Raw genomic sequence first — 21,167 nt, forward strand, 5'->3', positions numbered from 1 at the left:
ATGAAAAAAGTTTATTATATCACAAAAAAAAATAGTAATAAAACAATGCGGGATATCCAGTATTTGGAGCTTTTGGAAATTTGTTTTATTCAAGATGATTGCCTTTTAGAAAAGATTAAGAAAAGTGATTGTTTGATTTTTACTTCCAAAAATGCAATTTTTGCTTTGGAGCATTTTGCGCCTCAAATTTGGAAAAAACTGCCTTGTTGTGTGATAGGAAATGGGAGCAAAAAGGCATTAGAATCTTTTGGCATAAAAGCTGAATTTGTAGCTAAGAATCCCTATGGAGTTTCTTTTGGAGAGGAATTAGGGGAATTTTTGGCAAATAAAAAACCGCTTTTTATTCGCGGGCAAAAGGTTGCTTCTAATTTGCTAGAAATTTTAAGAAACAAAGGGGTTTTTGCCACAGAATCTATTTTGTATCAAAATAAAATTCTCAAGCTTTCACAGAAGCAAAGAGGGATTCTAAAGCCCAAAAAAGATTCTATTGTATTTTTTAGTGCGCCATCAAGCATAAAGGCATTTTTGAAAAATTTTTCTTGGGAGGATGATTATATCGCACTTTGTATTGGCAAAACAACCAAAAATGAAGCCAAAAAACTACTTGGAGAAAATGCAGAGATTCTGCTTTCGCCAAAAGTAGAAATTGAATCATCATTGGAATTTGCAAAAGAAATTGGAGGATACAATGTCAAAAATTGATTTAAAGACGGCCAAAATTTCAAAGTTGTTCTTTACTTATTTTTTGCCTTCTTTAGTGGCTATGCTTGCCTTATCGACTTATTCTACAATAGATGGAATCTTTGTGGGCAAAAAACTTGGTGAAAATGCTTTGGCGGCAATTGGAATTGCTTGGCCTATTTTTCCTATTTTAATTGCATTTGAATTGCTTTTTAGTGTAGGGGCTGCAGCGATGAGCTCTTATTTTTTGGGTAAGGGAAAGGCGTTTAGAGCTAGGATTATTTTTAGTTCAGTGTTTTATTTTGCCCTTTTAACCTCCGTTGTTGGGGGAATTATTCTTTATTGCTTTAGTGATTTTATTGCCTTGTATTTGGGGGCAAGTGAGACATTATTGCCTTTGGTGCAAGAATATACAGAAATCATTTATCTTGGGGCATTTATTATTGTTTTGCATCCTATGTTGGATATTTTTGCCATCAATGACAAACAGCCGCTTTTAGCGATGATTGCTATGATTGTTGGTGCGGCAATGAATATTGTTTTGAATTATCTCTTTTTGTTTGTGCTAGAGCTTGGAATCCACTCTAGTGCTTTGGCTACTGTGCTTGGGCATGGGATTGGAATGTGTATTTTGTTGCAGCATTTTTTGCGTAAAAAAGGCAATTTGTATTTAATTAAAGCTTTTGATTTGTATGCAATTTTAATGGCTACCAAAAATGGAATCCCGCAAAGTAGTTCAGAAATTAGTGTAAGTGTGATGATGTTGATTTTTAATCACACCATAGCAGGAATTGCTGGGGATAGGGGATTGGCGATTTATAGTGTTTTGATGTATGTTGGGATTATTCCTTTTACGATTTTGCTATCAATGGCACAAGGGGTGCAACCTATTGCAAGTTTCAATTATGGTGCAAATTTGATGAAGAGAGTTAGGGGGATTTTTTATTTTGGGTTGGGAGTTAGCTTTTTTGGAGGAACAATCTTGTATGGAATCTTTTATTTCCTCTCGCCTTTTATTATTCCTTGGTTTTTGCAAGATGATATTATATTAAGAGATTCTGCATTGGCATTAGATATTAAAGAAGCTATGGATATTTATTTTTTGAGTTATATTCTTTTGGGAATTAACATTGTTAGTGCAATTTTCTTTCAATCCATACAAAGAACTTTGAGTTCTTTTGTTATCACTTTTTCTTATACTTTATTATTTGCGTTGCTTTTTGTAATATTTTTGCCAAAAATATATGGCTTTTATGGGGTAATTATTTCTTATCCTTTGGGTATTTTGTGTGCAAGCTGCGTAGCGGTGGCAATTATTGTTTATGAGACAAAAAGAGGAATTTTAAGTTCCCTGATAAAAAAATAAAAATATAAAATTAATTATAAAATTTAAAATATTATTCATTAGAGTTGGAATAAGATTTTATTTATCGAGAGTAGATATTGACTCTAGCATCTCGAATATATTTTTTAGGAGGTAAGTCATGGCAACTAGAAAAGAACATGATTTCATAGGGGAACTTGAAATACCTGATAATGTGTATTATGGAGTGCAAACCTATCGTGCTGTAGAAAATTTTCATATGACAAGTCGTCATTTGAAGGATTATCCATTCTTTATCAAAGCATTTGCACAAGTCAAAAAAGCAGCTGCTTTAGCAAATAAAGAAGTTGGTGTTTTGGATGCTGATAAGGCAGATGCACTTGCAAAAGCTGCGGATAGATTGATTGCAGGTGAGTTTATCGATCAATTTGTGGTAGATATGATTCAAGGTGGTGCAGGAACTTCTACAAACATGAATGTTAATGAAGTATTAACTAATATCGCCTTAGAGAGTATGGGACACAAAAAAGGTGAATATCAATATTTACACCCAAATGATCATACCAACTTGGGACAATCTACAAATGATACATATCCTAGCTCAATTAAGGTTGCCACTCATGAGAAATTGGGACATTTGCTAGAAGCAATGGAAGAACTTAAAGATGAGCTTTTAAAGAAAGCTAGCGAATATAAAGATTTTATCAAAATGGGAAGGACAGAATTAGAAGACGCTGTTCCAACTACATTGGGAAATACCTTTAATGCTTTTGCAAGCTATATCAAAAGTGATATTGAAAAATTAAAAAAAGCAAGAGAGGTTATGGAAACTTTAAATCTTGGTGCAACTGCGATTGGAACAGGAATTAATTGCCACCCAGATTATAAAAATATAGTAGAAAAAAAATTAAAAGAAATCACGGGTGTAAATTTTAGACCTGCAGAGGATTTAATCGCCGCTACTCAAGATACAGCTGATTTTGTATATGTAAGTGGTTGCCTTAAAACTGCTGCAGTGAGACTTTCTAAAATTGCAAATGATTTGAGATTAATGAATTCTGGTCCCAGATGTGGGCTTGGAGAAATTAATTTACCAAAAATGCAACCGGGAAGCTCTATTATGCCGGGTAAAGTAAATCCTGTTATTTGCGAGGCAGTAGGAGAAGCTTGCTATGAAGTGATTGGCAATGATGTTACTATTATGTTATGTTCTGAAAGAGGGGAGTTTGAACTTAATGCGTTTGAACCCGGAATTGCTTATGCACTTTTTAATTCTGTAGTGGTTTTAGAAAATGCAATGCGAACTTTAGCTCAAAAAGCTATCAAGCATTTAACCGCAAATCCAGAAGCTTGCAAACAATCAGTTTTAAATTCTATTGGTATTGTTACTGCATTTAATCCGGTTTTGGGTTATGAAAAATCTGCTAGTATCGCAAAAGAAGCATTAGAGACAGGAAAGTCGGTAGGTGATATTTGTTTGGAGAGAGGTTATTTGCCAAAAGAAGAAATTGATAAAATTTTGGATCCAAAAAATATGCTTAATCCGCAAATGAAAACTAAAAGACAAGGGTAAATAGATGGAAACAATCATGTTAATTTTGCAAATTATTGTCCTACTTGGGGCAATTTTTGTAGGTATTAGACTTGGAGGAATCGGTATTGGTTATGCCGGTGGTATTGGTGTTATTATTCTAGGGCTTGGTCTTGGAATGACTCCGGGGGCAATTCCTTGGGATGTTATTTTGATTATTATGTCTGTTATTGCTGCGATTTCTGCTATGCAACTTGCAGGTGGTTTGGATTATTTGGTTCAAATTGCAGAGAGAATTTTGCGTTCTAACCCAAAATATATCAACTATCTTGCACCAACAGTTACATATTTTTTAACAATCCTAGCAGGGACAGGGCATACAGCTTTTTCTATGATTCCTGTTATTGTAGAGGTAGCAAAAGAGCAAAACATCAAGCCTTCTGCACCACTTTCTATTGCGGTTGTTTCTAGTCAAATTGCTATTACTGCTAGCCCTGTGAGTGCAGCGGTAGTGTATATGACAGGTGTGCTAGAGCCACTTGGTTGGAGTTATCCTCTATTGCTTGGAATCTGGATACCTACGACTTTTGTTGGTTGTATGATCACTGCGTTTATTATGACAATGTTCTATGACTTAGATTTAAGCAAAGATCCAGTTTATCAAGAAAGATTGGCACAAGGTTTGGTAAAAGCTCCAGTAGGCGCACAAAATATGGAATTAAAAGAAGGTGCAAAACTTTCTGTTGCTATTTTTGTAATCGGGGTGCTTTGTGTTGTGCTTTATGCTACTGCAATTTCAAAAATAGGTGGAAAACCAGTTTTGATTGAAAATGTGATTGTAGGTAGAGATGCAGCAATTATGAGCTTTATGCTTGGAATTGCAACTTTGATTGTTATGCTTTGCAAAATCAAACCAGATAAAATTGCTGATACAAGCGTATTTAAATCCGGTATGGTTGCGTGTGTGTGTGTATTGGGTGTAGCTTGGCTTGGAAATACTTTTGTAGGTGGTTATACAAAAGAAATTGGAGATTTATCTGCAGAGTTGGTTTCAAAAATCCCAGCACTTTTGGCAGTTGCTTATTTCTTTGCAAGTATGCTTTTGTATTCTCAAGCAGCAACAGCAAAAGCAATTACTCCAGTAGTTGTAGCAGCACTTGGAATCACTGCGGCAAATCCGGGAGATTCTTATATGCTTGTTGCTTCATTTGCGGCAGTTTCTGCACTTTTCGTGCTTCCAACTTATCCAACACTTCTAGGTGCTGTGCAAATGGATGATACAGGTTCTACAAGAATTGGAAAATATATTTTCAATCACGCTTTCTTGGTTCCGGGAATCTTAGCTATTGCATTTAGCGTTGCACTTGGATTCTTGGCAGCTTCATTATTTTAATAGATTCTCTTCCTTCAATTTTTGAGGGAAGAGCAATCTTTGCTTTTTAAATCACTAACTTATTTTTATTTAGTTTTGAAGTATTTTCTGTATTTCTTGGATTCTAGTAGAATCGCTTGGATGTGTTGAGAAGAAATCAGAAGAACTTTGTTTGCCAGCAGACATTTTTTGCCAAAAATTCAAAGCAGCCTTTGGATTATATCCCGCTTTTTGCATTAAAATAATTCCTACTTTATCTGCCTCTAATTCGTGGGAACGACTAAAGGGCAACATAATACCAACATTACTTCCGATATTATAAGCTTTATTAAACAAACCGCTGTATTCAGAATATTGATTGCCAAGCAATGCACTTAGAAGGCTTCCCCCTAATTGCTGCAATATTTGCATACTCATTCTCTCAGCACCATGTCTTAAGATTGTATGTCCAACCTCATGGGAGATGACGACTGCAAGCTCATCATCATTCTCGATTAGTTCCATGATTCCAGAATATACAAAAACTTTTCCTCCCGGCAAGCAAAAGGCATTTTGCTGGTTATCTTCCAAAAGATAAAATTCCCATTTAAAATCAGGGCGGTCTGCTACTGCTGCGATTTTTTGTCCAACGCGATTAACCATTGCTTTTTGTTTTGCATTATTACTAAGTTTAGAGCTTTTTAAAATTTCATTAGCACTTTGTTCGCCTAGAGCTACTTCTTGTTGTTGATCTAAAAGCATAAGTTGAGTGCGGTCAGTGTAAAGAGTGGAGGAACAAGCACATAAGAAGAAAATAGAAGCTATGGACAAAACTCGCTTAAAAGAGAAATATAAATTCAATTTCTAATCCTCGCTTTTTTGTAAGATAAAATCAATACAATTAATCGATTTTTAACACTGCCAAAAATGCCTCTTGAGGGAGATTTACTTTGCCGATAGCTTTCATACGCTTTTTGCCTTCTTTTTGTTTTTCAAGCAATTTGCGTTTTCGAGTGATATCCCCACCATAACACTTTGCAGTTACATTTTTACCCATAGATTTGACGGTTTCTCTAGCGATGATTTTATTCCCAACACTTGCTTGAATTGCTACTTCAAAAAGCTGTCTTGGAATAATCTCTTTCATTGCCTCTACAAGCTCTTTACCCTTTTCATAGGCTTTGCTTTTGGGGACAATAATGCTTAGTGCATCAACAATATCTCCAGCCACTCTAATATCAAGCTTAACTAAATCCCCCTCTTGATAGCCAATAGGCTCATAATCAAAACTTGCATAGCCTTTGGTGCAAGATTTTAGCTTATCATAAAAATCCATTACAATTTCATTAGTTGGAATGTGGTATTCTAACAATATTCGCGTTTCTTGAAGATATTCCATTTTCTTTTGGATTCCACGCCTTTTGCTTACTAATGTAATAATATTTCCCAAATATTCACTAGGAACGATGATAGTAGCCCTAACATAAGGTTCTTTGATTTGGGCTATTTTTTGCTCTGGAGGAAGTTCGCTTGGATTTTGTATCATCACTACTTCCCCATCAGTTTGTGTTACTTCATAAATTACCGTAGGAGCTGTGGCTATCAAATCCAACCCAAACTCTCGCTCCAAACGCTCTTTGATTACCTCCATATGCAAAAGCCCCAAAAATCCAACGCGGAATCCAAATCCTAAAGCCACAGAGGTTTCAGGTTCAAAATTAAGACTTGAATCATTGAGTTTGAGTTTTTCTAAAGCATCGCGTAAATCTTCAAATCTATCTGTATCAATAGGATAGATTCCAGCAAAAACAAAAGGTTTGGCAGGTTCAAAACCAGCAATGGGTTCTTTGGTTTTGTTTTTGAAATCAGTGATGGTATCCCCAACAGCGATATCTGTTACATTTTTTAATCCCAAAATTACAATTCCTACTTCACCACATCGAATCTCTTTTGTTTTTTCTTGCTTGAGTGGGTGAGGGTAGAATAGTCCTAAAACTTCGTGATTCTTGCCACTTCCCATAATATAAATATTCTGCCCAACTTTGATTGAACCATCAAAAACCCTAACTAATGCTAATGCACCCAAATAATTATCAAACCAAGAATCATAAATTAAGGCTTTTGTTGGAGCATTTATATCTCCACTTGGAGGGGGGATTAGCTCGACAATTTTATTTAATAATTCAGAAATGCCGATATTTGCCTTAGCACTCACCTCCAAAGCTTGAGTACAATCAAGCCCAATGGTTTGCTCTATTTCTGACTTTACACGCCCTGCATTTGCAGCAGGCAAATCGATTTTATTTAACACAGGGATAATTTCAAGATTATTTTCTAGGGCAATATAAACATTTGCAATAGTTTGTGCTTCCACTCCTTGAGAAGCATCAACAACCAACAAAGCACCTTCGCAAGAAGCAAGAGAGCGTGAAACTTCATAGCTAAAATCTACATGCCCGGGCGTATCAATGAGGTTTAAAATATATTTTTCACCTTTATAAACATAATTTAGTCGGACACTTTGTGCTTTTATTGTGATTCCTCTTTCTTTTTCGATATCCATAGTATCCATTACTTGAGAGCTCATTTCGCGTTCAGAAATTGCTCCACAAGCTTGAATGAGGCAATCTGCAAGAGTAGATTTTCCATGATCAATATGAGCGATAATTGAAAAATTACGAATCTTTGAGAGTGGATTTTCCAAAACATACCTTTAAAATTAAAAATTAATTTGAAAATTCTATCAAAAGTTTGCTAAATAAGGCTATAATTGCAACAATTTTATTATTCAAAATTGCTTAAGAAAGGATTATTTTGAAAATAGTAAAAATCTTTTTAGCGCCATTTGATTTTATTATGAAGTATTTTAAGGCATTAGTTTTATTGCTTATTGTATTTTTAATTTTTGCACCTAGTTTTAAAGAAAGCGAGAATCCTGCAAATGTGGCAAGGATTGATTTAAAAGGTGCAATTTTGCAAAGCGATAGTTTTTTGGAAGAAATTACAGAATTAGAAAATAATCCTAATATCAAAGGAATCTTGCTTGTAATTGATTCTCCAGGTGGTGCAATTGCCCCAAGTGTAGAAATATCCCAAACCATTAAACGCATAAAAAATAAAAAGCCAATTGTCGCTTATGCACAAGGTTCTATGGCTAGTGGTAGTTATATGGCAGGTATGTGGGCAAATAAGATTGTTGCAAATAGTGGCTCAATGATTGGCTCTATTGGAGTTATTCTTAATGGTGTTGATGTTAGTGAATTAGCCGAAAAACTAGGCATTAAAACACAGATTTTAAAAGCTGGAATCTACAAAGAAGCAGGGACTTTTATGCGTCCTTGGAATAAGCAAGAAGAAGAAATGTTAAGAAATCTAATCAATGAGCAATATTGGCTATTTGTCAAGGAAGTAGTAGAGGCAAGAAAACTGGATATCAAAAAAGAAAAGGATTTTGCACAAGGGAGAATATTGAGCGCTAATAATGCCTTAAAGCTTGGATTAATTGATAGTGTAGGGGGGATTTATGAAGCACAAAACACACTTTTTGAGCTTGCTAAGATTGAAGAACCTATGTGGCTAAAAAAAGACAAAATGGATTTATACCTTGAAAGAATCATCGGTGAAAATGTTTCACTTGGCATTCAGAAAGCTATTTATGGATTGTATGTAGAAATACTAAAGGGGAATTAATGCGATTTGTTTTAAAGATTCAAACTCCAGATAAAAAGGGTTTAATAACAAAAATCACTCAAGTTATTTTTCAATTTGATTTAAATATTTTGAAAAATGATGAATTTGTAGATAAAGAATACAATGTATTTTTTATGCGTAGTGAAGTGGAGGGCGAGTGTGAAATAGGGGAGTTACACAAAGCTATTCAAGAGATTTTGGGAGAGGAAGCACAAATTGAAATCACACAATGCACAAAAAAGAAAATTATCATTCTTTGCACAAAAGAAAGCCATTGTTTGGGGGATTTGCTAATACGCTATGATAGTGGAGAATTAAATGCAGATATTTTAGCGGTTATTTCTAATTATGATACCTTAAAGCCTTTGTGCCAAAAGTTTGATTTGCCTTTTATTTTTATTAGCCATGAGAATCTAGATAGAGAAACTCACGAAAACAAAGTTATTGAAGCAATTAAGCAATTTTCTTGCGATTATATTGTGTTAGCAAAGTATATGCGGATTCTTACTCCCCATTTTGTAGGAATGTTTGAAGGCAAAATTATCAATATTCACCATAGCTTTTTACCTGCCTTTGTAGGTGCAAATCCCTATAAACAGGCTTATCAAAGAGGTGTGAAAATTATTGGAGCAACAGCACATTTTGTCAATAATGAGCTTGATGAAGGTCCTATTATTTATCAAGATATTACAAAAATTCATCACGCAATGGATTGGAAGGAAATGCAAAAACATGGTAGAGATGTAGAAAAGATTGTCTTATCTAAAGCCTTGAATCTCGCATTAGAAGAAAGAATCTTTGTTTATCAAAATAAAACTATAGTGTTTTAAAATGCAAAAGCAAATTATTTTTTCTATTTTGATGGTTATTGCAATGATATTTTGGGGAAGCTCTTGGCCGAGTGGAAAAATACTTATTCAATATACAAGTGCAGATATTGTGGCGTTTTGGAGATTCTTTTTTGCATTTTTGGCTTCTATTCCTCTCATCTTGTTTTTAAAAATTTCTTTGAGGATAGATACTAAAGCTCTAAAAATACTTGCTATTGCCGCGGTTTTAAATGGAGTTTATTCAATCTTGTTTTTTATCGGTTTGAATTATGGAAGTGCAGGGAAGGGCGGAGTTCTTGTAACTGTTTTGATTCCTATATTTACTTATTTAATTGCTTATAGGATATACAAAAAAGATTCCCAAAGAAAGATGAAAGGCAATGAAATTTTGGGATTAGCGCTTGGAATTTGTTCGGGAATTTGTTTGCTAAATTTGGGGAGTGTAGCAGAGCTATTTGGGAAATTCAATACTCTTTTCTTATTGTGTGCATTAGATTGGGCTATTTTAACGCTAGTGTGTCAAAGACTTCGCATACACCCATTGGCAATTAATTTTTATATCACGCTTTTTACAATCATTTTATATTCGCCATTGTTTTTATTTCACTCTAATATGCTTGAAGTGTTTAGCTATGATGGGAGATTTTGGTCAATGCTATTTGTAGCTGCGGTGCTCTCTACTGCAATTGGGACAAGTATCTATTATGTGGGAATTTCAAAACTTGGGGCAACCAAAGCTAGTTCATTCCAGCTTTTGGTCCCTGCAACTGCTCTTGGAAGCAGTTTTGTGATTTTGGGAGAGATTCCTAGTGTTTTGACAATTTTTGGAGGCATTCTTGCTATTATTGCAACCTATCTAATCAATCTCTATAAGCCAAAAATCAAAACCTCTCATTCTAGCGATTAAAATTAAAAAACTTGTTTAATCAGCTCATCGCCTTTGTAAATAGCAAAAGTCTTAGAATCTCCATTTTTATAAAGCAAAACAACCGGATATTCTTCTTTGGTGTTTCCTTGTTCCATTCCCGGACTTCCTATTGGCATTCCCGGAGTTGAGATTCCAACTACATCTTTGGGCTTATTTTCCAAAAGCCAGTTAATTGCACTAAGTGGCACATGTCCTTCTACCACATAGCCTTCAATTACTCCTGTGTGACAACTTTGATTTTGTGGAGCAATTTTATACTTTTCTTTGATAGCCATAAAATCATCGTTTTTGTGGTGAGTGACTTTATAGCCATTATTTTGCAAATAATCTCCCCATTTGATACAACAACCACAAAATGGGCTACTATAAATATCGACTTCTTTGCCAAACATACAAAGCGGAGCCATTAAAGCCACAAAAAGCATCTTTTTTGTTTTATTTTGCATTTTGCCTTCCTTCTATGAAAATAGATAAAATCTTAGCATAATAAAGTAAATCAATGGAAATATAGATAAAAAATATTGATATTTTAAAAAAGCTAGGAAAATTGAAAATTCCTAGTAGCACTTGCTAATTAAAATACAAAGCAGTATAATAATGCACAAGATGCTTGTGAGTATCTTATTTAGCTTCAATTTTTTCTCCTTTCTATTGGATTTGGAAATTACAGAGCCAAAAAAGTTGTTTTCTCTCTTTGGTTTGAAATCTGCTTCATTAAAATTTTTAAAAACAAACTTGTTCATATCGTTGTGATAGACAATATTGTCTTTAATTGTAGAAAGATAATTTTTCATATGGTTCCTTTTTTATAGGTTAGATTGCAAGACTTCATCATCCTTACATTTTGCTTAAAACTACCAAGAATAATTCTTATCTTCTTCCTTCAAAAAAAGTTTGAAAATTATAGTTTTCAATACAAAATATAGAGTTTTTTGCTATAATTGCAACCAAAGTTTAAAAGTTAATAAAACTTAATTTTATTTAAGGAACTGATAGAATGCGTTATCCAATTGATTTTAAAGATGATTTTGCACAAAATCTCTTATTTTGGATTGAGCGATTTGTTTATAGCAAACTCAATAGTCTTTCCAATCATCAAGTGCAAAACAAAAAAGATATTATTTTGGCTTTGAATGCCTTGCGTAAAGGTGCAAAGAGCATTCAAGAACTGCAAGAAATTTGCAAACAATGCAGAAATGCTGGATTAATCGGCATTAATACTTATTTTACTCCTTTGATGAAACTCTATGAATATTTGAATTATCTTGGTTTGGCTTCTTTAAAGGAAGTTGATGAGGAAATGTTAAAAGAGTTTTTGACAATTCACACAAGCTCACTTTCTGATGCAACAAAGAAAAATTACCGCATTGCATTAATTAACTTTTTTGGCTTTATTGATAAGCAAAACGAAGATGATGATAGCACTTCTTATATTTTTAGAATCGAGCTAAAAAATTGGGGTGGATTGCGTGGGAAAAGCGGTCAAAAATTGCCTTCTTATATGAATGAAGAGGAAGTGCAGAGATTTTTAAATGGAATTGAAACTTATCCCTTTAAGCATCAAGATTTGGGCGCTAGAAATCGATTATTATTAAAAACCATCATTTATACTGGGATACGCGTGGGAGAGGCTTTGAATCTCAAAATCAAAGATATTATGTTAGATGGAGAATTTTATGTAATTCAAGTGAAAGGTAAAGGCAATAAGCCCCGCGTAGTAATGATAAAGGCGAAAAATATTCATAGCGATTTTGGAGCTTGGATCAACTCTCGTCCTTTGGAGGTAGAAAATGAATTATTGTTTTGCAATCACAAAGCCAAAAAGCTCACACAAGCTTATGTTAGCCGCATTGTAGAACAAGTCTTGCTCACTAATGGAATCCGCAAAGAAAAAAATGGCGCGCATATGTTGCGACATTCCTTTGCTACCCTGCTCTATCAAAAAAGTCAAGATTTAGTGCTAGTCCAAGAAGCCCTAGGGCATGCAAGCCTAGATACCTCAAGAATCTATACGCATTTTGACAAGCAAAAACTCAAAGCAACCACAGAAATAATGTAAAATATATTATAATTTCATCTTAAAACTTCAGATTTAAAGGATATTTGTGGCACAACAAAACTCTTCTAATAAGCGTGGGGGGGGGGGCATTTATTAGCACCTAATGAACAATACAAAAAAGCCCTTCAAGATGCAGAGGATGAAATACTAAAACTCAAGCAATCTCTTGAAATTCTCAAGCAAGATTCTAAAGAAGATTTGCGGGAAATACAAACTTTGTAAAATACCCTGCAAATAGCTGAAAGTAGAATTTTAGAGCTTACCAAACAAAATACAAACTTGAAAAATGCAAATGATATATTACAAAAAAGCAATGAACAAGCCATAAGCTATTTACAAAAGCTTACTCCACAACCATTTTTACAATTGATTGAAATCCACTTAGCCGAATCTTGCAATCTAAATTGTTTTAGCTGCAGTCATTTCTCGCAATTAGCTCCTAATGAAATGCCAAATATTCAATCCTATGAAAAAGAGATAAAAAGATTGAGTGAAATTACTAATGGTTTGGTGGGTAGATTCCACCTTATGGGTGGCGAACCACTTTTGAATCCTAATTGCAAAGATTTTTTTGCCATCACACGCAAATATTTTCCAAATAGTGCTATTTGGCTTGTAACTAATGGAATCTTATTGCCCAAACAAGAAACAAGTTTTTGGGAATCTTGTAAAAATAATAGAATTGAAATTCGCCCTACTAAATATCCCATTAAAGTAGATTGGGATTTGATTAAAGCAAAGTGTGAAAGCTATGGGATTCCTCTAAAGTTTTTTAATAATGAAAATGTAGTCAAAACTTCAATGAAGTTTATTTTGGAACCAAAAGGCAATATTGATGCTTACAATAGCTTTATAAATTGTGGTATGGCAAATAATTGTGTGCAATTAAGAGATGGGAAACTTTATCCCTGCAATATTGCTGCAAACATTGAATTTTTTAACCAAAGATTTAATCAAAATTTACAAATTATAGATTCTGATTTTATTGATATTTACAAAGCCAAAGATTATACAGAGATTTTACAATTTTTGGCTAAACCTATTCCATTTTGTCGTTATTGCAATGTTGCAAAATGGCGTAGTATAGGAGAATGGAAAACTTCTAAAAAAGAGATTGGGGAGTATTTGGAGTAAGAATTGCCCCTCCCCTTACCTCTTGCAATCCCAAACTCTTTGCAAATGTAGAATCACAAGGGTGATTTATAGCTTATCTTTAATCAAAGCTCTAAATGTGATTTACCCTCTTTAGCTGCGTTTGAGCTGGATTGCTTCTTGCATAAGTTGATCTGCTGTGGTGATAGATTTTGCACTCATTTGATAACCTCTTTGATAAACAATCAAATCTGTTAAAGCAGTCCCTGTATCTACATTGCTAGTTTCAAGCATATGATCTAGCACTTGCCCATATTTCAAACTTGCAGTGCCTGTCTCTTCCCATGCAAGAAGTGGCGGTCCGCTCACAACTGATGTTTCACCATTAATAGTCATTGCATTCATCTCAAAGAGATTCCCACCTACTTTGCTTAAACCTTGATCATTGACAAAAGCCGCAATCCCTATTCTCCCGATAGGTTCAACTTTACCATTAGTGAAATTTACCAAAATAATACCATCTTCATTAATAACAATATCATCCATAATTCCAGATTCTGTGCCATCTTGTGTTGCGGATTTGAGCGCAGAATCTGTATAGGCAAAATTGCTAGAGCTTTTGCCATCATCACTTTGGGCTAGATTTACCTGAATACTTCCGCCTTGAAACTCCACTGCAAAAGGTGTGGCATTTGCACTTCCATCAGCATTGAAAGATATTTCGCTAAGCACTGGATTTTGACTAATCATCGTCTTGCCTGTGCTATCATAAATCGCACTTCTTACTTCCCATCTTTCATTAATCGGTGGAGTAGCTGTTTGGTCGCCCTGCTCAATAAGAATGTATTGATTTTTTAGGATAAATTTCTCGCCTGTATCGCTATATACTTCTGTGTTAGTTTCATAAGTAGGAACATTAAGTTGAGTGCTATCCAAAGAATCGGACATCAAGATACGCCAACCACTTGAATCTTCTGAAGGATTGGTATTCCCTGCCCCATTCACTTTTTGATACAAAATACCATTTAAAGTTACCATAGCATTTTCTTGATAATTATTCCCTGCTTGATATTCTGCTATCATTCCTTTGGTGTTTTCCCCAACTTCTATCCATGCTTGTGTATCTTCAGCTGGATTTTGTGGCACAAGCTCCCCTGTCTCTGGGTCTTCTACCATAGTGATTTCTTTTGCGCTTCTTTGATAAACTCTTCCTTCATAAACAATGAAATCACCCTCTAAATATTCTTGATTTTCTTGGTAAGTGGGAACTTTAGTAGAATCTACAAGATTCCATGATTCTGGATTGTCAATTGGATTGCCAAGAGCCTCCCCTTCCCCATTTTTTTGGAAAATCATTCCTTGATAATTAACATAATCCCCATTTTGATAAACTGCGTTTTCTTCAAAAGTCTTAATTTGGGAGGTAAAAGCACTATCTAATATTTCATTATTTGTGCTTAATCCTAATTTTTCTGCTAATCTTCCGCTAATGCTTACATTCACATTTTGCATAGAATTATTGCTAAGATACAAAGAACAATCGCTTGGATTTCCATTTTCATCAAGCTTTAAAGCCAAATCAAGCCCGGTTTGCTCTTTAATCAAGTCAATAAGCTCCCCTACACTCTTAAAGCCATTTTCACCTGTATCTCCATAAGTAAAAGTATGGTTTGTCGTAACGCCATTTTGCTCAATGCTAAAAGTAATATCTTTGTAGTTTTTTGCATCTAGCAACTTTCCACTAGAATCCATGAGGGAATTAATATCTTGTGCAAGGAATTTTTCCATACTAAAATTACCATTTATATCTTGCAAAGCAGTAATTCCTTTTGCATTTTGTGTGCGGTTGAGATTGACTGCGAGATTTACTTCTGTTGTAAGTGTAGGCTGATAATGCAATTCTTTTGGTATTTGGATAGGCTCTAGCACAGATCCTCCAAGATTAGCATAATCTTGTTGTAGATTGTTTGTACCTGTGAGTGTGCCATCTGCTGCAATTTTTCCAAGATTGATTCCATACATATAATATCCACTTGAATTGACCAAATATCCTTCTCCATCCAAACTAAAAGAACCATCGCGAGTAAAATAGTTTTGTTTGACATTGTAGTTTGGATTGTTGATGTCAAATTCACCATTTTTGTTTAATCCAACTACAAACCAACCCTTGCCGCTATAAGCAACATTGAAATCCCCATCTGCACTTACATAAGTTCCATCATTAGTATTGATAGCATTTGAGCCAAGCGTAACACCATAATTATAATCATTTGCAACGGGGGAATTAGAATTAACATAATTTAAATTCGTTGAAAATAAACTTTTAAATTCTGGAGTATTTGCTCTAAAACCGGTTGTGTTAATGTTTGCAATATTATTTGAAGTTACATCAATTCCAACTTGATGAGTCTTAATACCGCTAATACCGCTATAAAGTGAGCCTACCATTTCAATCTCCTTTAATTGGAACTATCAGGCAATTGAATGCCTTCTCCGGTTTTCTTATAATAAGAAGTTACATAAATAATTGGCACAGTTAAATGATCCCCTAATTTAACATAAGGCACTCCCGCATCAAACAAAATACTTTGCACTTCTCCTCTACCAAGCTGCGTTTCTTTGTATTGATTAGTAGTAGAATCTAAGTTATACTCAGCTTTCACAGTATAATCTCCATTTGCCACAAATTTGCCTTTACTATCCCTTGTATCCCATTCAAACTCCACATAACCTTCTTTGTTAAGATAGATATAATTTCCTTCCTCATCTTGGGCAGCTAAGTCAATTTCGCGAATAATATTATTGTCTTTATCAGTGATTGTAATCTTTGGTTGCCCTTTGGTTGGATCAATAGGTTCATCAAAATAAAGCTCAAAATCAATGGCTTCATTTTTCTCTACCTTTAAAGCTGTATAAGGAGTTTCTGCGATATTTCCTATCATACCCACAGTGTTGTATCCACCAATAATACTGCTATCTTGGATACTTCCAGCTAAAACCCCCATAGTCTCCAACATTTTTTCTTGTGTTTTAATTAATTTTTGTTGTGCTTCTATGGTTTTTTCATTAGTTTCTTGCATCGATTGCATAGTCGTTGTCATTTGCTCCATAGCATTTTTCATTTGGGTTTGTGCTTCTACTTGTGTTAGTTGAGCAGTTTGGGTTAAAATCTCTTGTGTTTCCATAGGAGCTGTGGGATCTTGATTTTTGAGTTGCTCTAAAAATAATCGCATAAAAGCTTCTGTCCCTAAGCCATTGTTATCCTCTTCCTCGTCTTTTATAATCGGTGTATCTCCGGGAAATATACTATCAGTGCCTCCTGTGCTAGAATCTCCAGAGCTGCTACCAGAATTCCCAGAAGAACCACTTGAATTATCTGTCGAGCCACTTCCAGAATTGCCAGTTGTGCCTCCTGTGCTAGAATCTCCAGAGCTGCTACCAGAATTCCCAGAAGAACCACTTGAATTATCTGTCGAGCCACTTCCAGAATTGCCAGTTGTGCCTCCTGTGCTATTATCTGTATTAGTGGAATTATCTGTGGAAGTATCGGTGTTGTTTTGTGTTGAATCGCTGCTTGTATCACTCTCTCCTGTTCGAGATTGTGCTGTTCTAGCTGTTGCATCTGCTGTATAGTTAAGATAATTGTTGCTACTTGATATTGTCATCTTTTACTCCTTTTTAGGCATAATAAGAAAAGCTTAAATCTAAATGTGAGATTTCCAAATTAGATTCTTCAGCTTGTTTGTAAATATACAAGCCATTTTCGTTCCTCTTTTGGTGTTGATTAGGATTTTGTTGTTGAGAATTTCCAAAATTTCCTCCATTATTTTGGGAAAAACTATTTCCGCTAGTGTCCTTAAAGTCCATTGTTACCTCATTAAAACCTACATTATTGAGTTGAATTTTAAATTCTTGAGCATTTTGCATAAAAAGCTGCAAAGCTGTTTGATTAGAACCAATTTGTATATTGACTTTATCTCCCATTTTGGTGATAGTAAGCTCTACACTGCCCAAATTTTCAGGATTTAGCTCCAAAGAAATTTTGGTAATGGGTGGCTTGTAGTTTTGGAGTGCGTCTCTAAGCTTGTCACTAAAATGCAAGAAAGTGTTTTTTGGATTAAAAGATTCAAGGCTTTGATTTTGAATGCTAGTTTGATAGATTTCTTGGTGTATTTTATTGTTTTTTTCTTTGTGGTCTTTGCTCTCTTCAATTTTAGTTATTTGCGGAGATTGTTTGCTTTTTTGAGGGGTTTCTATTTTGAGTAAATTATCCAAAAAACGCTGTTCATCACTCTTTTGCATTTCCTCTTTTGTTTGAATCTGATTATCAGAATATTTTTGTATCATTTCTTCTTTGGCGTCTTGCTTGATTGAGGTGTATTTGTCTTCTTGTTTGGTAATTTTTGAAGAGTTTTTGTTCTTATCCTCTTTGCTTTCTTTATCTTCTTTGATTGTTATTGGATTAGTGGTTGTTTGAGATTCTGTTGGTTTTGTGCTTTTGCTGTTTTTAGGTTCTATTTCATTATTTTTGCTGGATTGAATTTTGGTTTCTACTTCTTTTGAATTTAATAAAGTTTCTTTGGGTGATTCTTTGTTTTCTTGTACTAAGTTTGCGATATTTTTTGTTTCAGCATTAGTATTAGTAGAATCAGGCTTATTTGATTTGATTTTTTCTGCTTGGATTTCTATTGAGGCTTGTTTTGTTGTGTTTTGATTTTTTGTTTCTTCTTTTGGTGTTTTGGTGGCAATTGAATGATTTTCTTGTTTTTCTACTTTTTTATCTTTTGATTTTATTTCAACCGATTTTATTTCAAATTGGGGATTTTCACTCTTGACTTCTTTATAATTGATGTTTAATTCCTTAGTTTCCTTAGAATCAAGGGTATTTTTAGAATCTTTTTTGGTAGTGGTTTTTAGATTGTTTGCTAAAATTTCATTGGTTGGACTTTGGGCTATTGTCTCTTTTTTGTTGTTTTTTTCTTGTATGGTTGCTTGTTGAGGGTTTTGTTTTTTGACTTTTTGTTGTATAAAATCTTTATCTTGCAAAATGGCATTAAAGATATTGTCAGTTTTGTTTTGCTTAACTTTTGATTGCTTTTTTGTAGAAACTAAAGAAGCTTGAGGGATAATCTCTTTTAAAGGAAGTTTGTCCTCTATGGCTTTTTCCTCCACTATTGTAATTTTTTGTAAATTTAATTGCATTTTATTGGACAATTCCACAATGTCTTTGAGTGTTTTTGGAGTATTTTGAGCTTTGGTAAATTCTAACAATTCCTTAGGATTCTGAGGACTTTGAGAGATACTTTCTTGCTTGGTTTTGATTGTTTTTTGTGTGTTATTGTTTTGGTTTAGAGATTGCAATGTTTGATTTTGATTTTGCTTAATTGCTGCAAAATTTTCTGCCACAACTTCTTTTTTGGAAGTTTCTTCTTTTGTGAATATATTTTTGTTTTCTTTTGATGGCAAAAGAGCGTCTGCTTCTTTTTCTTGAGGTTTTTTTGAGGTTTGTTTTTTGTCGCCTTCTTGAACCAAAGAATCTTTAGAATCTTTTTTCTCCGTTTTTATATTGGATTCTTTTTTTGAAGTTTGATTACTTAAAAGATTGAAAATTTCTGCAAAATCACTTTTTTCTTCTTGAATGCTAGAAATATCAGACTTTATTGCACTTTTATGATTAATTTTTTCTACATCTAAAAAAGGTATCATTTTTGAATTAAACTCTCAAAATAAAATTTCTATATGGAATATAAAGCAAATAGTATTCCATATTTGATTATCAAATTTTCTATTCATCTTTAAAGAAATTTATATCCTTTCTTGAGTAGAATTCCAAAACTTTTTTATTTTTATTTTTACAAGGAAGTTTATGCAAGAAATTAGAAATATTGCAGTTATTGCACACGTTGATCACGGAAAAACCACTTTAGTTGATGGGTTGTTAAAGCAATCGGGGACTTTTGCAAGCCACGAACAAATTGATGAGCGTGTAATGGATAGCAATGATATAGAAAAAGAGAGAGGAATTACTATTCTTTCAAAAAATACAGCTATCCGCTATAAAAATACAAAAATCAACATTATCGATACTCCCGGACACGCAGATTTTGGAGGTGAAGTCGAGCGAGTTTTGAAAATGGTTGATGGAGTTTTGCTTTTGGTTGATGCACAAGAAGGGGTAATGCCACAAACAAAATTTGTTGTAAAAAAGGCTTTGGCTTTAGGGATTCGCCCTATTGTTGTGGTAAATAAAATCGATAAGCCTGCCGCACAGCCTGATAGAGTGATTGATGAAGTTTTTGATTTGTTTGCTGCAATGGGTGCTAATGAAGAGCAATTGGACTTTCCTGTCGTATATGCTGCTGCACGAGATGGTTATGCAATTAAAAATTTAGAAGATGAAAAAAAAGACCTAGGACCACTTTTTGAGGCGATTTTGGAATATGTGCCATTGCCAAGTGGAAATAAAGAAAATCCTTTGCAAATTCAAATTTTCACTCTTGATTATGATAATTATGTAGGAAAAATTGGAATTGCTAGAATCTTTAATGGTAAAGTTAAAAAAGGCGAAAATGTAATGCTTGCAAAGAGCAATGGAGAAAAAATCACCGGGAAAATCACAAAACTTATTGGCTTTTATGGCTTAGCTCGCACAGAAATTGATGAAGCACAAGCGGGAGATATTGTCGCTTTGGCAGGATTCCACTCTATTAATGTAGGGGATTCTATTGTAGATCCAAACAACCCTATTCCGCTTGATCCTATGCACTTAGAAGAGCCAACAATGAGTGTAAATTTCGCAGTCAATGATTCTCCATTAGCCGGATTAGAAGGCAAACATGTAACAGCTAATAAGCTTAAAGAGCGCTTAGAAAAAGAAATGCAAACCAACATTGCTATGAAAATAGAAGAGCTTGGCGAAGGGAAGTTTAAAGTAAGCGGTAGAGGTGAATTGCAAATTACAATTTTGGCAGAAAATCTAAGAAGAGAAGATTTTGAGTTTAGCATTTCGCGTCCTGAAGTCATTGTCAAAGAGATTGATGGGCAAAAGTGCGAACCTTTTGAATCTCTAGTTATTGACACTCCACAAGATTATTCTGGAAGTGTAATAGAAAAATTAGGCAGACGCAAAGCAGAGCTAAAGGCAATGAATCCTATGGGAGAAGGTTATACAAGATTGGAATTTGAGATTCCAGCACGAGGGCTTATTGGCTATCGTAGTGAGTTTTTAACCGATACCAAAGGCGAAGGCGTGATGAATAATAGCTTTTTGGAATTCCGCCCCTTTAGTGGCAATGTAGAAACTCGCAACAATGGAGCATTAATTTCTATGGAAAATGGAGAGGCTACTCCATTTTCTTTGGGAAATATTCAAGAAAGAGGAGTATTGTTTATTCCGCCACAAACAAAGGTTTATGTAGGAATGATTATTGGGGAGCATTCAAGAGAAAATGATTTAGATGTTAATCCTATCAAAGCAAAACATCTCACAAATATGCGCGCAAGTGGCAGTGATGATGCTATTAAGCTAACTCCTCCTAGGGATTTAAATTTGGAGAGAGCATTAGAGTGGATAGAAGAAGATGAAATCTTGGAAGTTACTCCAAAAAATATTAGAATTCGCAAAAAGGTGCTTGATCCAACACAAAGAAAAAGAAAAAGCAAATAAAGGGAGGGGGTGAGA

Annotated in this window: 16 protein-coding genes; 10 read left to right on the forward strand and 6 right to left on the reverse strand. The window is 34.3% G+C overall.

The features are described 5' to 3' along the window. From EL247_RS04140 to EL247_RS04155, 4 genes are all read left to right on the forward strand, one after another. Window positions 1–702 carry a uroporphyrinogen-III synthase gene (locus EL247_RS04140; protein WP_104745249.1) on the forward strand — a complete coding sequence of 234 codons (702 nt, stop codon included), beginning with the start codon at window positions 1–3 and terminating at the stop codon, window positions 700–702. Continuing rightward, entirely contained in the window at window positions 689–2,047 is a 1,359-nt protein-coding gene (locus EL247_RS04145; protein ID WP_104745250.1) for an MATE family efflux transporter, read from the forward strand. The genes EL247_RS04140 and EL247_RS04145 overlap by 14 nt, the downstream gene beginning before the upstream one ends. Before the next feature lie 118 nt (window positions 2,048–2,165). After that, window positions 2,166–3,578 (forward strand): aspartate ammonia-lyase, encoded by a 1,413-nt coding sequence (locus EL247_RS04150; protein ID WP_005021175.1) that lies wholly within the window; start codon window positions 2,166–2,168, stop codon window positions 3,576–3,578. A gap of 4 nt (window positions 3,579–3,582) precedes the next feature. Then, window positions 3,583–4,929, forward strand: a complete 1,347-nt coding sequence (locus tag EL247_RS04155) for an anaerobic C4-dicarboxylate transporter (protein ID WP_054197777.1) — start codon at window positions 3,583–3,585, stop codon at window positions 4,927–4,929. A gap of 69 nt (window positions 4,930–4,998) precedes the next feature. Here the strand turns inward: EL247_RS04155 and EL247_RS04160 are convergent, their stop codons facing one another. Next, window positions 4,999–5,748, reverse strand: coding sequence for a M48 family metallopeptidase (locus EL247_RS04160; RefSeq protein WP_197720461.1), 750 nt, complete (start codon window positions 5,746–5,748; stop codon window positions 4,999–5,001). 40 nt (window positions 5,749–5,788) lie between these two features. Continuing rightward, window positions 5,789–7,591: a translation elongation factor 4 gene (lepA, locus tag EL247_RS04165; RefSeq protein WP_126442034.1), complete on the reverse strand. Its 1,803-nt coding sequence runs from the start codon at window positions 7,589–7,591 to the stop codon at window positions 5,789–5,791. 110 nt (window positions 7,592–7,701) lie between these two features. Between lepA and sppA the strand changes: the two genes are divergently transcribed. From sppA to EL247_RS04180, 3 genes are read left to right on the forward strand one after another with little or no spacing between them, the layout of a single operon-like run. Next, entirely contained in the window at window positions 7,702–8,577 is an 876-nt protein-coding gene (sppA, locus tag EL247_RS04170; protein ID WP_126442035.1) for a signal peptide peptidase SppA, read from the forward strand. Further along, window positions 8,577–9,407 carry a formyltetrahydrofolate deformylase gene (gene purU, locus EL247_RS04175; protein ID WP_126442036.1) on the forward strand — a complete coding sequence of 277 codons (831 nt, stop codon included), beginning with the start codon at window positions 8,577–8,579 and terminating at the stop codon, window positions 9,405–9,407. The genes sppA and purU overlap by 1 nt, the downstream gene beginning before the upstream one ends. A 1-nt stretch (window position 9,408) precedes the next feature. Further along, a complete protein-coding gene (locus tag EL247_RS04180) occupies window positions 9,409–10,314 on the forward strand; it encodes a DMT family transporter (RefSeq protein ID WP_065826326.1) in 906 nt (301 codons plus the stop codon). Window positions 10,315–10,316: 2 nt separating this feature from the next. Here EL247_RS04180 and EL247_RS04185 read toward each other — a convergent pair whose 3' ends face one another. Next, window positions 10,317–10,781, reverse strand: a complete 465-nt coding sequence (locus EL247_RS04185; RefSeq protein WP_104745252.1) for a DUF411 domain-containing protein — start codon at window positions 10,779–10,781, stop codon at window positions 10,317–10,319. A 551-nt stretch (window positions 10,782–11,332) separates the two neighbouring features. On the opposite strand from EL247_RS04185, the gene EL247_RS04195 reads away from it, so the two are divergent. Continuing rightward, window positions 11,333–12,394: a tyrosine-type recombinase/integrase gene (locus EL247_RS04195; protein WP_054197771.1), complete on the forward strand. Its 1,062-nt coding sequence runs from the start codon at window positions 11,333–11,335 to the stop codon at window positions 12,392–12,394. A gap of 279 nt (window positions 12,395–12,673) precedes the next feature. Further along, on the forward strand, window positions 12,674–13,528 hold the full coding sequence (locus tag EL247_RS04200; RefSeq protein ID WP_232019783.1) for a radical SAM protein: 855 nt from the start codon (window positions 12,674–12,676) through the stop codon (window positions 13,526–13,528). Between the two features lie 111 nt (window positions 13,529–13,639). Here EL247_RS04200 and EL247_RS04205 read toward each other — a convergent pair whose 3' ends face one another. The 3 genes from EL247_RS04205 to EL247_RS04215 are packed head-to-tail and all read right to left on the reverse strand — an operon-like array spanning window position 13,640 to window position 19,192. Continuing rightward, window positions 13,640–15,934: a flagellar hook-basal body complex protein gene (locus tag EL247_RS04205; RefSeq protein WP_104745254.1), complete on the reverse strand. Its 2,295-nt coding sequence runs from the start codon at window positions 15,932–15,934 to the stop codon at window positions 13,640–13,642. A gap of 11 nt (window positions 15,935–15,945) precedes the next feature. Then, a complete protein-coding gene (gene flgD / locus EL247_RS04210) occupies window positions 15,946–17,151 on the reverse strand; it encodes a flagellar hook assembly protein FlgD (RefSeq protein WP_126442037.1) in 1,206 nt (401 codons plus the stop codon). A gap of 13 nt (window positions 17,152–17,164) precedes the next feature. Next, window positions 17,165–19,192: a flagellar hook-length control protein FliK gene (locus EL247_RS04215; RefSeq protein WP_104745255.1), complete on the reverse strand. Its 2,028-nt coding sequence runs from the start codon at window positions 19,190–19,192 to the stop codon at window positions 17,165–17,167. A gap of 160 nt (window positions 19,193–19,352) precedes the next feature. On the opposite strand from EL247_RS04215, the gene typA reads away from it, so the two are divergent. Continuing rightward, window positions 19,353–21,152, forward strand: a complete 1,800-nt coding sequence (gene typA, locus EL247_RS04220) for a translational GTPase TypA (RefSeq protein ID WP_054195001.1) — start codon at window positions 19,353–19,355, stop codon at window positions 21,150–21,152. Window positions 21,153–21,167: the final 15 nt, after the last annotated feature.

This window comes from Helicobacter pullorum, assembly GCF_900638355.1.
Lineage (GTDB): Bacteria > Campylobacterota > Campylobacteria > Campylobacterales > Helicobacteraceae > Helicobacter_D > Helicobacter_D pullorum.

Coding starts and splice junctions, on each gene's coding strand:
- EL247_RS04205 (WP_104745254.1), bottom strand. CDS start 15,934: ATGGTAGGCTCACTTTATAGCGGTATTAGCGGTATTAAGACTCATCAA.
- typA (WP_054195001.1), top strand. CDS start 19,353: ATGCAAGAAATTAGAAATATTGCAGTTATTGCACACGTTGATCACGGA.
- flgD (WP_126442037.1), bottom strand. CDS start 17,151: ATGACAATATCAAGTAGCAACAATTATCTTAACTATACAGCAGATGCA.
- EL247_RS04195 (WP_054197771.1), top strand. CDS start 11,333: ATGCGTTATCCAATTGATTTTAAAGATGATTTTGCACAAAATCTCTTA.
- EL247_RS04150 (WP_005021175.1), top strand. CDS start 2,166: ATGGCAACTAGAAAAGAACATGATTTCATAGGGGAACTTGAAATACCT.
- EL247_RS04140 (WP_104745249.1), top strand. CDS start 1: ATGAAAAAAGTTTATTATATCACAAAAAAAAATAGTAATAAAACAATG.
- purU (WP_126442036.1), top strand. CDS start 8,577: ATGCGATTTGTTTTAAAGATTCAAACTCCAGATAAAAAGGGTTTAATA.
- EL247_RS04185 (WP_104745252.1), bottom strand. CDS start 10,781: ATGCAAAATAAAACAAAAAAGATGCTTTTTGTGGCTTTAATGGCTCCG.
- EL247_RS04180 (WP_065826326.1), top strand. CDS start 9,409: ATGCAAAAGCAAATTATTTTTTCTATTTTGATGGTTATTGCAATGATA.
- EL247_RS04145 (WP_104745250.1), top strand. CDS start 689: ATGTCAAAAATTGATTTAAAGACGGCCAAAATTTCAAAGTTGTTCTTT.
- EL247_RS04155 (WP_054197777.1), top strand. CDS start 3,583: ATGGAAACAATCATGTTAATTTTGCAAATTATTGTCCTACTTGGGGCA.
- EL247_RS04215 (WP_104745255.1), bottom strand. CDS start 19,192: ATGATACCTTTTTTAGATGTAGAAAAAATTAATCATAAAAGTGCAATA.